Origin of the sequence: Streptomyces sp. NPDC050161, from assembly GCF_044460025.1 — a bacterium.
Lineage (GTDB): Bacteria > Actinomycetota > Actinomycetes > Streptomycetales > Streptomycetaceae > Streptomyces.
The window spans coordinates 86,950-102,888 of the sequence record NZ_JBITJM010000013.1 but is presented as its reverse complement, the minus strand read 5'-3'; the positions used below and the strand labels follow the sequence as shown (position 1 = coordinate 102,888).

The window sequence follows — 15,939 nt, the reverse complement described above, 5'->3', positions numbered from 1 at the left end:
GGGGCGACGATACCCCCGCCTCAGGCGCGGCCGAGTGCCTTGGTCACCGCGATCTCGATCATGACGCGGTCGGGGTTGGGGCCCGGCGTCCTGCCGTAGCGCTCGGCGTACCGGTGGACGGCGTCCGCCACCGCGTCGGCGTCCGTCCGCACCCGCGCGATGCCCTCAAGCGTCGCCCAGCGACCGCGGTCGACCTGGCACACCGCGACCCGTGCGCCGTCCGCGCCCGCGGCCCGGACGTTCTTGACCTTGGTGCTGCCCTTGCGGGTGATGATCCGCGCGATCCGCTCGCCCGCGTCGTAGGTGACGCCGACCGGGACGACGTGCGGGGTGCCGTCCGGGCGCAGGGTGGTCAGCGTCGGCATGAAGTACTCGCCCCAGAAGGTGAGGTACTCGGGGCTGAGGGCGGCGAGGTCGTGGGCCATGGGGGGAAGGGTAATGCGGGCCGCGGGCCGTGGGGAGGGCGCTCGCGGCCTCACAGGAAGTCGCCGGTCTCCAGGTCGAAGGAGAAGGGGGCGGGGAGGGGGAGGGGCTTGCCGAAGAGGGCGGTGTGGCGGGTCAGGTAATCGCCTCCCTCCGGCTCGCTGAACAGGGTGGTCGCGGACTTGCCACGGTCCACGAGGAGGTGGAGCGGGATGCCGGCGCGGGCGTAGCCGTGGCGCTTGGCGACGCGGTCCTTGGCAGGCTTGCTCGATGTCACCTCGACGACCATCGTGACGCCGTCGCTGGGCATCCAGGGGGGTGCTCCCCGGAAGAGGCGGAGAGCCTCCGGGGCGAACGTGGCGTCGGGGATCACGTGGTCCGCGGGCAGGGCCCCGGACCCGGAGAGGACGAGCCCTTTGTGCCCCGAGAGGTCCATGGGTGTTGCGGACTTCCGCAACACCTGTTTGAAGACGGTGCTCAAGTAGTCCTCGTGGTCGCCGTCCGGTGGCGGTGTCACAACGATCTCCCCCTCGATGAGCTCGGCCCTGAAGCCGGTTGGGGTGTCCAGGGCGAGAAACCCTTCGAGGAGGATGTCCGTCTGCGTAGGCATGGGCTCGTGTGCCATAGCCGTCATGCTGCACCTCCTTGTGCTGGAAGGCCAGCCTCCTCGACGGCCGCCGGTGGCGGAGCCGGATCCGGCCCGGTTCACTCACACGTGTGGGCCCCTGCGCCCGGAAAAGTGCCGAGCGCAGGCCCCGAAACAACCTTGAGTGGAATAGACTCAACTTATCGCACGTTGGTGTGAGCAGACCGGCCTCGGGTCGGCCCCAGGATCACAGCACGAGTACGAGGAGGAACGCGCGAACGTGGACGCCGAGCTGACCAACAAGAGCCGGGAAGTGCTGAGCGCCGCCAACGAGCGGGCGGTGGCCGCCGGACATGCGGACATGACGTCCGCGCATCTGCTGCTCGCGCTCCTGGCGGGCCAGGCCGACAGCAACGCGAACATCACCGACCTGCTGGCCGCCGTCGGCGCGGACGCCGCGGCGCTGCGGTCGGGGGCCGAGCGCAGGCTCGCCGCGCTGCCCAGCGTGCAGGGCTCGACGGTCGCGCCGCCGCAGCCGGACCGCGAGCTGCTCGCCGTCATCGCGGACGCCGCGCAGCGCGCCAAGGAACTGGGCGACGCCTACGTCTCCACCGAGCACCTGCTCATCGGCATCGCGGCCAAGGGCGGCGCCACCGGTGAGCTGCTGGAGCACCAGGGCGCGTCCGCCAAGAAGCTGCTGGCGGCCTTCGAGGAGGCGCGCGACGGGCGCCGGGTGACCAACGCCGACCCGGAGGGCACGTACAAGGCGCTGGAGAAGTTCGGTACGGACCTCACGGCGGCGGCCCGTGACGGCAAGCTCGACCCGGTCATCGGCCGGGACCACGAGATCCGCCGCGTCGTGCAGGTGCTGTCCCGGCGGACGAAGAACAACCCGGTGCTGATCGGCGAGCCGGGTGTCGGCAAGACCGCGGTCGTCGAGGGGCTGGCCCAGCGCATCGTCAAGGGCGACGTGCCCGAGTCGCTGCGCAACAAGCGGCTGGTCGCGCTCGACCTGGGGGCGATGGTCGCCGGCGCGAAGTACCGCGGCGAGTTCGAGGAACGGCTCAAGACCGTGCTCGCGGAGATCAAGTCCAGCGACGGCCAGGTCATCACCTTCATCGACGAGCTGCACACGGTCGTCGGCGCGGGCGCGGGCGGCGACTCCGCGATGGACGCGGGCAACATGCTCAAGCCGATGCTGGCCCGCGGCGAGCTGCGGATGGTCGGCGCGACCACCCTCGACGAGTACCGCGAGCGGATCGAGAAGGACCCGGCGCTGGAGCGGCGCTTCCAGCAGGTGCTGGTCGCCGAGCCGACCGTCGAGGACACGGTGGCCATCCTGCGCGGCCTCAAGGGGCGCTACGAGGCGCACCACAAGGTCGTCATCGCGGACTCCGCGCTGGTCGCGGCTGCCACCCTCTCCGACCGCTACATCACCTCCCGGTTCCTCCCCGACAAGGCCATCGACCTGGTCGACGAGGCCGCGTCGCGGCTGCGGATGGAGATCGACTCCTCGCCGGTCGAGATCGACGAGCTCCAGCGGTCCGTCGACCGGCTGCGCATGGAGGAGCTGGCGCTCAAGAACGAGACCGACGCCGGTTCCGTCCAGCGGCTGGAGAAGCTGCGCAAGGACCTCGCCGACAAGGAGGAGGAGCTGCGCGGCCTGACCGCCCGCTGGGAGAAGGAGAAGCAGGGCCTCAACCGCGTCGGTGAGCTGAAGGAGAAGCTCGACGAGCTGCGTGGCCAGGCCGACCGCGCGCAGCGCGACGGCGACTTCGACACCGCGTCCAAGCTGCTCTACGGCGAAATCCCCGGCCTGGAGCGGGAGTTGGAGGCAGCCGCCGAGGCGGAGGCCGAGCAGGAGGCGAGCAAGGGCGCCGACGGCGGGAGCGCCACGGCGCCGATGGTCAAGGAGGAGGTCGGCCCCGACGACATCGCGGACGTGGTCGGCGCCTGGACCGGCATCCCCGCCGGCCGCCTCCTCGAAGGCGAGACGCAGAAGCTGCTGCGCATGGAGGAGGAGCTGGGCAAGCGGCTGATCGGCCAGCGCGAGGCCGTACGGTCCGTGTCGGACGCGGTGCGCCGCACCCGCGCGGGCATCGCCGACCCGGACCGCCCCACCGGCTCGTTCCTCTTCCTCGGCCCGACCGGCGTCGGCAAGACCGAACTGGCCAAGGCGCTCGCCGACTTCCTCTTCGACGACGAGCGGGCGATGGTCCGCATCGACATGAGCGAGTACGGCGAGAAGCACTCCGTCGCCCGGCTGGTCGGCGCTCCGCCCGGCTACGTCGGCTACGAGGAGGGCGGCCAGCTCACCGAGTCGGTACGCCGCCGCCCGTACTCCGTGGTGCTCCTGGACGAGGTCGAGAAGGCCCACCACGAGGTCTTCGACGTCCTCCTCCAGGTGCTGGACGACGGCCGGCTCACCGACGGCCAGGGCCGCACCGTCGACTTCCGCAACACCATCCTCATCCTGACCTCCAACCTCGGCTCGAACTTCCTGATGGACCCCCTGCTCAAGGAGGACCAGAAGAAGGAGAAGGTCCTGGAGACCGTCCGCGGCTCCTTCCGCCCGGAGTTCCTCAACCGCCTCGACGACGTGGTGGTCTTCCACCCGCTCGGCACGGACCAGCTCCAGCGGATCGCCCGGATCCAGCTCGACCACCTCCAGGGCCGCCTCGCCGACCGCAGGCTGACGCTGGACGTCACCGACCAGGCCCTGACCTGGCTCGCCTGGCTCGGCAGGGAACCGGTCGACGGCGCCCCGGCACCGGACCTGTCCTACGGTGCCCGCCCGCTGCGCCGCCTGGTCCAGACGGCCATCGGCGACCAGCTGGCGCGCGCCATCCTGGCGGGCGAGGTGCTGGACGGCGACACCGTGCGGGTGGACGTCGACGGCGACCACCTCTCCGTGGAGCCGGCCCGCGCGGCCGTCTGAGCGGCGCCACGATCCGCCCCGCCCCGTTCGGCTTGCCAGGACGGGGCGGGCATGGCGGAGAATGGCGCAGACCATACGAAGGGAAATCCACGGTGAGCATCGACCCGTCCTCGATTCCGAATTTCGGGGGCCAGCCCGAACCGCAGCCGTCGGGGCCTGAGGGGCCCGTCGTGCCCGACCAGGACTTGGTCAAGCAGCTCCTCGACCAGATGGAGCTGAAGTACGTAGTCGACGAGGAAGGCGATCTCGCCGCCCCGTGGGAGCAGTTCCGCACGTACTTCATGTTCCGTGGGGAGGAGGAGCAGCAGATCTTCTCCGTCCGTACGTTCTACGACCGCCCGCACGGCATCGACGACAAGTCGAAGCTGCTGGAGGCGATCGACGACTGGAACCGCCGGACGCTGTGGCCCAAGGCCTACACCCACACCCACGACGACGGCACCGTCCGCCTGATCGGTGAGGCGTCGATGCTGATCGGCACCGGCGTCGCGCTCGAACACTTCGTGTCGAGCACCGTCAGCTGGGTCCGCGCGTCGATCGAGTTCGACAAGTGGATCGTCGAGCAGCTCGGCCTGGAGTCCGAGATCGAAGGCGACGAGAAGCCGGGCGAGGACGAGGGCTGAGACCCTCCCGCCGGCCACGGTGCGCGCGGGCCCCCGGAGCGATCTGCTCCGGGGGCCCGCGCGCGTCCGGGTCCGTCAGCCGGCCAGGGTCTTCAGCCGCGCCGCCGCGTCCTGGAGGACGTCGGTGCTCTTGCAGAACGCGAAGCGCACGAAGGGGGCGCCCTCGTCCCGGTGGTCGTAGAAGACGGCGTTGGGGATGGCGACGACGCCGGCCCGCTCGGGCAGCGCCCGGCAGAAGGCGAAGCCGTCGTCGAAGCCGAGGGGGCGGATGTCGGTGGTGATGAAGTAGGTGCCGGCCGGGCGGTAGACGCCGAAACCGGCGTCGGCCAGGCCGCGGGCCAGGATGTCGCGCTTGGCGCGCAGGTCGTCCCGCAGCGCCGTGAAGTAGTCGTCGGGCAGCGCGAGCGCCTCGGCGACGGCGTACTGGAAGGGACCGGCCGAGACGTAGGTGAGGAACTGCTTCGCCGAGCGGACGGCGCTGATCAGCTCGGGGGCCGCGGTGACCCAGCCGACCTTCCATCCGGTGAAGGAGAAGGTCTTGCCCGCCGAGCCGATGGTGACGGTCCGCCCGTGCATGCCGGGGAAGGACGCGAGGGGCAGGTGCTCGCCCTCGAAGACCAGGTGTTCGTAGACCTCGTCGGTGATCACGAGGAGGTCGCGTTCGCAGGCCAGGCGGGCGATCTCGGCCAGCTCGTCGCGGGACAGGACGGTCCCGGTGGGGTTGTGCGGGGTGTTGAGGAGGATGAGGCGGGTGCGGTCGGTGACGGCGTCGCGCAGTTCGTCCAGGTCGAGTGCGTAGGTGCCGCTCTCCGGGTCCGGGCGGAGGGTCACCGGGACGCGGGTGCCGCCGGCCATCGCGATGCAGGCGGCGTACGAGTCGTAGTACGGCTCCAGCGCGATGACCTCGTCGCCCGGCTCCAGCAGGGCCAGCAGCGAGGCGGCGATCGCTTCGGTGGCGCCCGCGGTGACCAGGACCTCGGTGTCGGGGTCGCAGCTCAGGCCGAGGTGGCCGTAGAACCGCTGCTGGTGCGCGGCGACGGCGGTGCGCAGTTCGGGGACGCCGGGGCCCGGCGGGTACTGGTTGCCGCGGCCGTCGCGCAGCGCGCGTACCGCGGCCTCCCTGACCTCTTCGGGTCCGTCGGCGTCGGGGAATCCCTGACCGAGGTTGAGGGAGTTGGTCCGTACGGCGAGCGCCGACATCTCGGCGAAGATCGTCGTGCCGAACTCGGCGAGGCGGCGGTTGAGCAGCGGTCGGTCCATGCGCGCCATCCTCCGCCGAACCTCTGGAGTTCCTCAACTGTGCATGGGGATCGGAATTGCCGGGAAGCAGCCCCGAACGAACAAAGAACACCGGTGTCATTCGCCTCGTGGCGGGGGCGCCGGACGGGGCGGGTGCCTCGCTTCGGGGGAGCGGAAGGAGTGTGGGGCGGATGGGTTTCGTCGTCTTCATAGTGGTGGTCGCGGTGGTGCTGGGGCTGGTGTCCGTGCTGTCCCGCGGCGGTGCGGGAGCCGGTCGCGGGACGCGGGGTGCGGGCGGCAGCTGGTGGGTCGGCGGCGGCAGCGACGGCGGTCTCGGCGGCGGCCACCACGGCGGGCATCACGGGTGCGGCGGCGGTGGCGGCCATCACGGCTGCGGGGGTGGCGGCGGGGGTTCGTCCTGCGGCGGATCCTGCTGAGCCGGACGCGGGGGAGCGGGCGCCGGACGCCGGGCCGCGGGGTTTTCACGGCGGCCCGCCCGGCGGCCCCGAGGGTGTCCGCAGGGCCGCACATGCGACTGGATCATGCCCGTGGCGCTCTCCGTTCACGGGCCGCCCCTCTTCCCTCAACACCCGCTGAACGCTTGGGTGTTGAACAACTGAACTGTAGGGCCCTCTGAGGGATGGAAACCCGGCGAAGATGGGTAAAAACGCTGTGGACGACAGGGCATTCGTGATTCCCTCTCCTTGAGAATCCCCCAGTTCTCGGACCCCACGTGGGCACGAGCCGGCAGGCAGTCATATCCCTGATCCTTCTCCGGGGCGGGCCGGCCCACCATCCACTGCGTGCTTGCGGAGCCGAACCCATGCTCACGACCCTGACAACGGCCTATACCGATACCCGTGCATCAGATCTTGCCTGGGCGCTGGGCAGGGAACCCCTGCCGGCCCTGGCGGTACTCGACCTTCGACTAGACGACGCCCAGGTGCAGTTGAGGCTTCTGGGGGCCTCGCATCAAGTACTGCTGGAAGAGGAGCGCGGCACCTGTTCCGAGACCGTCGCCTGCATGCCGGGCAGCAGTACGCCGCTCCCGCTCGGTGTGGCCAAGCGGCTGGGTGACTGGGAGTACGAATTCGCCGCGCATGTGGAGACGCTGTCGCGCGGCTCGTTCGCGGGGCGCGCGCAGGAACTGCTCGCGCTGGTCGCCGAACACCCCCACGGTCTGGCCGGGACGTTCCCCGGCTCGCCGCACGCCTTCACCGCGATGCTGGCGCAGCGGCGGCAGGGTCAGGTGCGCTGGCGTACCTGGCACGCCTATCCCCAGGAGGGGCGCCTGGTCGCCACCCGTACCCGGGTGGGTGTGCGGGCCGTCGCGGCGGTCTGACCTGCGGCGCTCCGCAGGGGGCGCGACGGGGCGCGGAGGGCGTGGGCCCGCCCGCCCCTTCGCGCTCCAACTCCCGTGTGTAGAAAGCAGACTGCACTCGTGTGGGTGACAAATACGTACGGAATCGTCACGTAGCGTTCATTTCATGATCGACCTGCAAGAGACCGTCAGAACCGGCGCTTTCGTGCCGCCGGAGGTCACCCAGCCGGCGCGACTGCCGGTACCGTCCGGGCTCGGACGGCTGCTCGTGCTCGCCGCGGTCTTCGTCTGCGCCGCCTGCGGCCTGGTGTACGAACTCGAACTGGTGGCGCTGGCCACCTACTTGGACGGCGACTCCGTCACCCAGTCATCCGTCGTGCTGTCGGTGATGGTCTTCGCCATGGGCATCGGCGCACTGCTCGCCAAACGGCTGCGCTGCCGGGCCGCGGTCGGCTTCGGCGCCGTGGAGTCCTGCCTCGCCCTGGTCGGCGGCTGCTCGGCGATGGCGCTGTATGCCTGCTTCGCCTGGTACGGCCAGTCCCGCGCCGCGCTCGTCGGCTTCTCGCTCGCCATCGGCGTGCTGGTCGGCGCCGAGGTGCCGCTGCTGATGACGCTGATCCAGCGGGTGCGCAGGCAGGACGCGGGCGGCGCGGTCGCCGACCTCTTCGCCGCCGACTACGTGGGAGCGCTCGTCGGCGGCCTGGCCTTTCCGTTTCTTCTGCTGCCGCTGCTGGGCCAGTTGACCGGCGCCCTGGTGACCGGCGCGGTCAACGCCGCGGCCGGCGGCGCGCTGGTGCTGTGGCTGTTCCGCCACGACCTGACCGCGCGGGCGCGCTGGATGCTGCTGGCCGTCAACGTCCTGGTGCTCGCGCTGCTCGCGGCGGCCGTGCTGCTGGCCGCGCCGTTCGAGCGCGCCGCCCGGCAGGCGGTGTACGGATCCGCCGCACGGGTCGCCGTGCAGACCGGCGTCCAGGAGGTGGTGATGACGGGAGGCGCGGGGGCCGCAGACGGTGCGGCGCATGGGAGGAAAGGTTCCGGCGCGCCGCTCGCGCTCTATCTGGACGGCCGGCTACAGGTCAGCGCCGACAACGAGTCCCGCTACCACCAGGCGCTGGTGCACCCGGCGATGGCCGGCGGGCCGCACGGCCGGGTGCTGGTGCTGGGCGGCGGCGACGGCCTGGCCGTCCGCGAGATCCTCCGCCACCGCAAGGTCCGTTCGGTGACCGTCGTCGAACTCGACGCGGAACTGGCCCGGTTGGCGCGCACGGACCCCGGCCTCGCCGCCCTCAACCGCCACGCGCTGGACGATCCCCGGGTGCGGCTGGTGACCGCGGACGCCTTCGACTGGCTGCGGCGCGAGGGCGCCCGCGGCAGGGGCCGCCGTTCGGCCCCGTACGACGTCATCGTCTCCGACCTCCCCGACCCCGGCATGACCGCGGGCACCAAGCTCTACTCGCAGGAGTTCTACGGGCTCGCGGCGCGGGCGCTGGCCGGGGACGGGCGGATCGTGGTGCACGCCGGACCGCCGGTGGCGCGGGCGCGGTGCTTCTGGACGGTGGACGCGACGCTGCGCTCGGTGGGGCTGCGGACCGTTCCCTACCGTTCGCCGGGACGGTTCGCCGGCCACCGGACCGGACCCCGCGTCCCGGCCGCGGCACGCACGCCGAGCGGGCTCGGCTGGTGGGGCTTCGTCCTGGCCGGGCGGCAGCCGCCGGACCTCGAAGCGGCGACGGCCACCACGAAGCTGCCGCCCGCCGCCCGCACCGCCCTGCGGGCCGGGGCCCGTGCACAGGCCCGCGACCGGATCGGCGGCCTGCCGCCCTCGACGCTGATGCACCCCCGCTACCAGGGCTGACGGGGTGCGCGCCGTGGGCACCGAGAAAGTTGTGCGGGGACGGGCACGGCTGTGCGGACGCTGGGTAGGCTCCCGTGTCATGGAGCATGAGATGTACGTTCCGTTTCCCGCCGGGACCGTGCGGCAGGCTCTCACCGAGCCGCCGCGGGTGGCGCGCTGCGTCCCCGGAGTCCAGCTCGACGCCGATACCGTCCCGCACCGCCCCCAGGGCCGGCTGCGGCTCCGCATCGGCGGCTCCACCATCACCTACCGCGGCGCGCTGTCCGTCTCCGCGGGTGCGGCGGGCGAGGAGCAGGGCGCCGCAGCCGTGACCATCGAGGCGCACGGCACGGAGGCGCGCGGCGACGGCACCGTGACGCTGACCCTCGACGTACGCATCGCCCCGGCCACGGAGCCGGGCCCCGGCACCACGCTGCGGTGTTCCGGCACGCTGCGCAGCGGGGGCCGGCTCGCCGGGATCACCGGCCAGGCGGCACGGACGGCGGGCCGCCGGCTGCTGGACAAGTTCGCCGCCAACCTCGCCGCCGACCTGGCACAGCACCCGCTGCCTGACACCGCGGCGGGCGCGGCCGATGGCACGAAGACGCCGACGGACGCGCACCCCGACCCCGCGGCCGACTCCGCCCCGTCCGACCCTCCGCACAGCGGCGTGTTCGACGTCGAGGTGCCGCCGCCGTCGCTCGACCCGCACAGCGACGCGGACGCCGCGGCGATGTACGACGGCACGGTCTTCGACGGCGAGAACTACGACGGGCAGACGTACGACGGGGAGACCTACGACGGCGAGGACGACGACGAGGACGCACCCGCCGAGGCCGCGCACGCGCGGCGCACGATGATCGGACGCAGCGCGGAGGAGGTCGACCACGCCCCGCCGCGCGGCCGGTACGCGCCGGTCCCGGTGCCCGAGGCGCACGGCACCTCGGCGGTGCTGCGTTGGGCGGCGCCGGCGGCGGCCGTGGTGCTGGCGTCGGCGGTGGTCGTCGGCCGGGTGCTGCGCCGCCGCCGCTGACGCGCGTCCGGCGGACGCGCACCTCCACCGCCCGCCCCGTGCCGCGGCGGGCGGTGCCGCGCACCGTTAGGGTCGTTTCCGTGAGCACCGACAACCCCACGCAGAGCGCGGCGCAGGCGCAGGACACCGGTGTACGGCTGGCCGCCGGAGACGCCGAGTTGACCGTCCATCCGGACGCAGGCTGCCGGATCGGCAGCCTGCGCGTCGGCGGCGTCGAACTGCTGCGGCAGGGCGCGAAGTACGGCTGTTTCCCGATGGTCCCGTGGTGCGGCCGGATCGAGCACGGCCGGTTCCGCAACGGCGCCGAGCTGCACCGGATGCCGGTCAACTCCCCGCCGCACGCCATCCACGGCACCGGCCGCGACCTCCGCTGGAAGACCGCCCGCGCCGACGCGGCATCGGCCGCCTTCACCTACGACCTCACCGACCCCGCGGCCCCCTGGCCGTACCCGGGAACCGTCACCCAGCTGGTCGAACTGGCCGACGGCGGCGGCTCGCTCACCCTGACCATGGGGGTCGAGGCGACCGGCGACTCCTTCCCCGCACAGGCCGGCTGGCACCCCTGGTTCGTACGGCACCTCGGCGTGGCACCGGGCGACGAGGCGGCCGGCGGCAGCAGCTCCGGTGTCCGGCTCGACTTCGACGCCGCCTGGCAGGAGGAGCGCGGGGACGACCACCTCCCCACCGGCCGCCGGATCGACCCCTCCCCCGACTCGCTGCTCCGGTCGAGCAGGGGCCACCCCGTTCCCGGCGTCTGGGACGACTGCTTCGGGATGCCGCAGGGCGTGGACGTGACGGTGACCTGGCCCGGCCGTCTGGAACTGAAGATCACCAGCCGCGCGGAGTGGGTCGTGATCTACGACGAGCAGGAGGCCGCGGTCTGCGTCGAGCCGCAGTCCGGGCCGCCCAACGGCCTCAACACCCTGCCGCGCCTGGTCACCCCCATCGACCCGCTGGAGATCTCCACCACCTGGAGCTGGCGGAAGCTCGGCTGAGCCCCGTCCCTGCCGCGCACCGGCGGCCGTCCCGGTCACCGGCTCGTGCGGCGGCGGCCTCCCGGGAGCGCTCCTTTAAGCTCGTGCGCATGACCGAGGACGTACGCGGCGCGCTGCTGCAGCAGATCAAGGACAAGGCCGTGGTGCACGGCAAGGTGACGCTTTCCTCCGGCAAGGAAGCCGACTACTACATCGACCTGCGCCGGATCACCCTGGACGGCGCGGCCTCGCCGCTGGTCGGTCAGCTGATGCTGGACCTCACCGCCGACCTGGACTACGACGCGGTCGGCGGTCTGACGCTCGGCGCCGACCCCGTCGCGGCCTCGATGCTGCACGCCTCGGCCGCCCGCGGGCAGCGCCTGGACGCGTTCGTCGTCCGCAAGGCGCAGAAGACGCACGGCATGCAGCGCCGTATCGAGGGCCCGGACATCACGGGCCGCCGGGTGCTGGTCGTCGAGGACACCTCCACCACCGGCGGCTCGCCGCTGACCGCGGTCGAGGCGGCCCGCGAGGCAGGCGCCGAGGTCGTCGCGGTCGCGACGATCGTCGACCGCGGTGCCGCTTCGGCCATCGCCGAGGCCGGCCTGCCCTACCTCACCGGCTACCGGCTGGACGACCTCGGCCTCGCCTGACGCTGCCGGGGGTGGCGGTTTCACGTGAAACCGCCACCCCGTCGCGTCGTCCCGTCCCGCAGGTGACGCGGAGCAAACGACCGCGTCTGGGAAGATGAGGACGGCGATGCCGTCGCCCCCTGGTCAGGGCCAAGAACGCACACCCGTACTTCACAAGGAGCGGACAGATGCCCATCGCAACTCCCGAGGTCTACAACGAGATGCTCGACCGGGCGAAGGCGGGCAAGTTCGCCTACCCGGCCATCAACGTGACCTCGACGCAGACTCTGCACGCAGCGCTGCGTGGTTTCGCCGAGGCCGAGAGCGACGGCATCATCCAGATCTCCACCGGCGGTGCGGAGTTCCTGGGCGGACAGCACAACAAGGACATGGTGACCGGCGCCGTCGCGCTCGCCGAGTTCGCGCACGTCGTGGCCGCCAAGTACGACATCACCGTTGCGCTGCACACCGACCACTGCCCCAAGGACAAGCTGGACGGCTACGTCCGCCCGCTGATCGACGTCTCCGCCGAGCGGGTCGCCAAGGGCCAGAACCCGCTGTTCCAGTCGCACATGTGGGACGGCTCGGCCGAGACCCTGGCGGACAACCTGGCCATCGGCCAGGAGCTGCTCGCCAAGGCCGCCGCCGCCAAGATCATCCTTGAGGTCGAGATCACCCCGACCGGTGGCGAGGAGGACGGCGTCACCCACGAGATCAACGACGAGCTGTACACCACCGTCGACGACGCGCTGCGCACCGCCGAGGCGCTCGGCCTGGGCGAGAAGGGCCGCTACCTGCTGGCCGCGTCCTTCGGCAACGTCCACGGCGTCTACAAGCCGGGCAACGTCGTGCTCCGCCCCGAGCTGCTCAAGGACCTCCAGGAGGGCGTGGGCGCCAAGTACGGCAAGACGTCTCCGTTCGACTTCGTCTTCCACGGCGGCTCCGGCTCCACCGAGCAGGAGATCGCCACCGCGCTGGAGAACGGCGTGGTCAAGATGAACCTGGACACCGACACCCAGTACGCCTTCAGCCGCCCGATCGCGGACCACATGTTCCGCAACTACGACGGCGTCCTGAAGGTCGACGGCGAGGTCGGCAACAAGAAGGTCTACGACCCGCGCAGCTGGGGCAAGCTGGCCGAGGCCGGCATGGCCCGGCGGGTCACCGAGGCGTGCGCCAACCTGCGTTCCACGGGGACCAGGATCAAGTAAGCGCCCACCGCTGACGAAGGGCTCCGCATCCGTCCGGGATGCGGAGCCCTTCCGCGTACCCGACGGCGACCTGCGACCCTGTGGCTCCGCTCGGCGACGAGGGCGCCGGGCCCGGCGAAGGGCGTGGGAGAAGCCATGGGAGCTGCGCAGGGCACGTCGGTACGGGACGCGGACGGGGAGGGCGGCAGGCCGCCGCAGCCGCCCGGTGACGGCACGCCAGGAGACGGCCCGGCACGGCGCGGCGGCCGGGCCGGGGCCGCGCTGTGGGACTTCCTCCAGGGGCTCGGCAAGACCTTCATGCTGCCGGTCGCGCTGCTGGCGTTCTGCGGCATCATGCTCGGCGTCGGCAGCTCGCTCTCCAGCGCGTCCGTCACCGGCAACCTGCCCTTCCTGAAGGCCGACGCCTGCCGGATCGTCTTCACGTGGATGGCGCACACCGGGCAGGTCGCCTTCACGTTCCTGCCGGTGCTCTTCGCCATGGCGATCCCGCTCGGCCTGGCCCGTCAGGACAAGGGCGTCGCGGCGTTCTCCGGCTTCGTCGGCTTCGCCTCGATGAACCTCGCGGTGAACTTCTTCCTGACCGCCAAGGGCGTCACATCCGACGCCGACAAGGCGCACTACGGCGTCGCCGAGGTGCTCGGCGTGGAATCGATCGACACCGGACTGCTCGGCGCGGTCGCGGTGGGCATCGTCGTCGGCCTGCTCCACCGGCGCTTTCGCACCCAGCGGATGCCCGACGCGCTGGCCTTCTTCGGCGGGCTGCGGTGCGTGCCGATCGTCTCGGCGCTGGTGCTCAGCGTCCTCGGCCTGCTGGTGCCGCTGGTGTGGCCCACGCTCAACGGCTGGATAGCCGCTCTCGGCGAGGGGATCGGGCACACCGGCGTCTTCGGGCCGTTCTTCTTCGGCACCGGCGAGGTGCTGCTGCGGCCCGTCGGCCTGCACCACATCCTCGTCGCGATGTTCCGCTTCACCGACGCGGGCGGCGCGGGAGAGGTCTGCGGCAAGCACCTCAGCGGCGCCCTGAACCTCTTCTACGCCCAGCTGTCCTGCGCCACCCCCTCCGGCGCCGCGGACACCGCCACGCACTTCCTCTCCCAGGGCAAGATGCCCGCCTACCTGGGCGGACTGCCCGGTGCCGCGCTCGCGATGCACCACTGCGCGCGCCGGGCGATGCGCCCGCAGACCAAGGCGCTGCTGCTCTCCGGCGTGGTGGCCTGCGCGGTGGGCGGGGTGACCGAGCCGCTGGAGTTCCTCTTCCTGTTCCTCGCGCCCTGGCTGTATCTGCTGCACGCGGTCCTCGTCGGCCTCGGCTTCCTGACCGCGGCCGTACTCGGCGTCCGCATCGGCAACACCGACGGCAACCTGATCGACCTGTTCGTCTTCGGCGTCCTCCAGGGCACCACCACGAAGTGGTACCTCGTCCCCGTCATCGCCGCCGTCTGGTTCGGCGGGTACTACGTCCTCTTCCGGTGGGCGATCAAGCGGTTCGACCTGCGCACACCGGGCCGGGAAGAGCCGGATGAACCGGATGCATCGGATGAAGGTGCCGCGGGTGGCGCATCAGGACCGGCACCGAGCGCATCAGGACCGGCCGACGGGCCGGGCACCGGGGACCAGGCGCCGCCCGCCGCACCGCTGGTGGCGGGGAAGTACGACCCGGTGGCGATCCTCGCGGCGCTCGGCGGGGCCGGCAACATCAGGTCGCTGGACAACTGCATCACCAGGCTGCGGATGTCCGTGGCCGACGCCGGGCTGCTGGACGAGGCGCGTCTGAAGAAGCTCGGCGCGGTGGGAGTGGTCAGGCTCGACCGGCACACTGTGCAGGTGATCATCGGCCCCCAGGTGCAGTCCGTGAAGGACGCCATCGCCCTCCTCGTCCCGGCGCGCTGACATGACGTCCGCACACGGCACCCGCTACGACTTCGGCACCCCCGTCGACCGGCACGGCACCTGGTGCACCCAGTGGGACTTCGTCGAGGACCGCTTCGGAAAGCCGGGACTGCTGCCGTTCACCATTTCCGACATGGACTTCGAAACCGCCCCCGAAGTGCTGGCCGCGCTCCGCGGCCGGCTGGAGCACGGCGTCCTCGGCTACAGCCGCTGGCGCCACGACGACTTCCTCTCCGCCGTCTCCCACTGGTACGCCACGCGGTACGCCACCGCCATCGACGAGAACCGCATCGTCTACGGCCCCTCGGTGATCTACCAGGTGTCGCAGCTGCTGCGGATGTGGTCACGGCCCGGCGACGGCGTCGTCGTCCACACCCCCGCCTACGACGCGTTCCCCAAAACCATCGCCGCGCACGGCAGGGAACTGCGCGGCTGCCCGCTGGGCGACGACGCCGAACTGGCCCGGCTGCTGGCGCTGCCCGACTCGTCGGTACTGCTGCTGTGCTCTCCGCACAACCCGACAGGGCACGTCTGGACGCAGGCCGAGCTGACGCGGATGGCCGGCCTGTGCGCACGGCACGGCGTCGCGGTGATCAGCGACGAGATCCACTCCGACCTGGCGGGCGACGGCCACCCGCACCTGCCCTGGGCCCGGTTCGGCAGTGGCCGCTGGGCCCAGGTCACCTCCGCCTCCAAAGCGTTCAACATCCCCGCGCTGACCGGCTCCTACGCCCTCGTCGGCAGCGACGCGGACCGCGACGCGTATCTGCACCGGCTCAAGGACGCGGACGGACTGTCCTCGCCCGCCGTGCTCTCCGTCGTCGCCCACATCGCGGCCTACCGGCAGGGCGCGCCCTGGCTGGACGCGCTGCGCGGCTACCTGGACGGCACGCTGCGGGGCATCGCCGACCGGCTCAACGGGGCCTTCCCCGAACTGGCCTGGGAGCCGCCGCAGGCCGGCTACCTGGCCTGGATCGACCTGCGACCCCTGGGCGTCGACGGAGCGGCGCTGCAACGCGAGCTGATCGAGCGCCAGGGCGTGGCGATCATGCCGGGGGAGACGTACGGGCCGGCCGGCGAGGGATACGTCCGGCTCAACGCGGGCTGCCCGCGCACCAAGGCCGAGGCCGGCACGGACGCGCTCGTGCGGGCGCTGACGAAGCTGCGCGGGACCGGCTGAGCGGCCGGAACCTCCACCGGCCCCGAGGAGCGGCGGCACCCGGATCCGGGCATGC

At 72.0% G+C, this 15,939-nt stretch carries 14 protein-coding genes; 11 read left to right on the top strand and 3 right to left on the bottom strand.

Annotated features, from left to right (window positions below):
- Positions 1-20 precede the first annotated feature (20 nt).
- Positions 21-425: a TIGR03618 family F420-dependent PPOX class oxidoreductase gene (locus ACIBK8_RS21895; RefSeq protein WP_393684069.1), complete on the bottom strand. Its 405-nt coding sequence runs from the start codon at positions 423-425 to the stop codon at positions 21-23.
- 50 nt (positions 426-475) lie between these two features.
- Positions 476-1,048: a Uma2 family endonuclease gene (locus tag ACIBK8_RS21890; protein WP_399043553.1), complete on the bottom strand. Its 573-nt coding sequence runs from the start codon at positions 1,046-1,048 to the stop codon at positions 476-478.
- A gap of 241 nt (positions 1,049-1,289) precedes the next feature.
- Here ACIBK8_RS21890 and clpB point away from each other — a divergent pair, with 241 nt between their 5' ends.
- Positions 1,290-3,947: an ATP-dependent chaperone ClpB gene (clpB, locus tag ACIBK8_RS21885; RefSeq protein ID WP_399043463.1), complete on the top strand. Its 2,658-nt coding sequence runs from the start codon at positions 1,290-1,292 to the stop codon at positions 3,945-3,947.
- A gap of 92 nt (positions 3,948-4,039) precedes the next feature.
- On the top strand, positions 4,040-4,570 hold the full coding sequence (locus ACIBK8_RS21880) for a YbjN domain-containing protein (RefSeq protein ID WP_227047108.1): 531 nt from the start codon (positions 4,040-4,042) through the stop codon (positions 4,568-4,570).
- A 75-nt stretch (positions 4,571-4,645) separates the two neighbouring features.
- On the opposite strand, the gene ACIBK8_RS21875 is transcribed toward ACIBK8_RS21880, so the two are convergent.
- Complete coding sequence (locus ACIBK8_RS21875) at positions 4,646-5,830, bottom strand: pyridoxal phosphate-dependent aminotransferase (RefSeq protein ID WP_399043462.1); 1,185 nt, start codon at positions 5,828-5,830, stop codon at positions 4,646-4,648.
- Positions 5,831-6,000: 170 nt separating this feature from the next.
- Here ACIBK8_RS21875 and ACIBK8_RS21870 point away from each other — a divergent pair, with 170 nt between their 5' ends.
- The 9 genes from ACIBK8_RS21870 (at position 6,001) to ACIBK8_RS21830 (ending at position 15,884) form a co-directional block, all read left to right on the top strand.
- Positions 6,001-6,246 carry a hypothetical protein gene (locus tag ACIBK8_RS21870; RefSeq protein WP_399043461.1) on the top strand — a complete coding sequence of 82 codons (246 nt, stop codon included), beginning with the start codon at positions 6,001-6,003 and terminating at the stop codon, positions 6,244-6,246.
- A gap of 386 nt (positions 6,247-6,632) precedes the next feature.
- Positions 6,633-7,151 carry a DUF2617 family protein gene (locus tag ACIBK8_RS21865; protein WP_393684060.1) on the top strand — a complete coding sequence of 173 codons (519 nt, stop codon included), beginning with the start codon at positions 6,633-6,635 and terminating at the stop codon, positions 7,149-7,151.
- Positions 7,152-7,296: 145 nt separating this feature from the next.
- Complete coding sequence (locus ACIBK8_RS21860; protein ID WP_399043460.1) at positions 7,297-8,985, top strand: polyamine aminopropyltransferase; 1,689 nt, start codon at positions 7,297-7,299, stop codon at positions 8,983-8,985.
- Between the two features lie 91 nt (positions 8,986-9,076).
- Positions 9,077-9,997 (top strand): SRPBCC domain-containing protein, encoded by a 921-nt coding sequence (locus ACIBK8_RS21855; RefSeq protein WP_399043459.1) that lies wholly within the window; start codon positions 9,077-9,079, stop codon positions 9,995-9,997.
- A gap of 80 nt (positions 9,998-10,077) precedes the next feature.
- Positions 10,078-10,992 (top strand): aldose 1-epimerase, encoded by a 915-nt coding sequence (locus ACIBK8_RS21850; RefSeq protein WP_399043458.1) that lies wholly within the window; start codon positions 10,078-10,080, stop codon positions 10,990-10,992.
- Between the two features lie 89 nt (positions 10,993-11,081).
- Positions 11,082-11,624 (top strand): orotate phosphoribosyltransferase, encoded by a 543-nt coding sequence (gene pyrE / locus ACIBK8_RS21845; protein WP_399043457.1) that lies wholly within the window; start codon positions 11,082-11,084, stop codon positions 11,622-11,624.
- Positions 11,625-11,791: 167 nt separating this feature from the next.
- A complete protein-coding gene (gene fbaA, locus ACIBK8_RS21840; protein ID WP_393684051.1) occupies positions 11,792-12,814 on the top strand; it encodes a class II fructose-bisphosphate aldolase in 1,023 nt (340 codons plus the stop codon).
- A gap of 135 nt (positions 12,815-12,949) precedes the next feature.
- Positions 12,950-14,704, top strand: coding sequence for a maltose/glucose-specific PTS transporter subunit IIBC (malX, locus tag ACIBK8_RS21835; protein WP_399043456.1), 1,755 nt, complete (start codon positions 12,950-12,952; stop codon positions 14,702-14,704).
- A 1-nt stretch (position 14,705) separates the two neighbouring features.
- Positions 14,706-15,884, top strand: a complete 1,179-nt coding sequence (locus ACIBK8_RS21830; protein WP_399043455.1) for a MalY/PatB family protein — start codon at positions 14,706-14,708, stop codon at positions 15,882-15,884.
- Positions 15,885-15,939 lie beyond the last annotated feature (55 nt).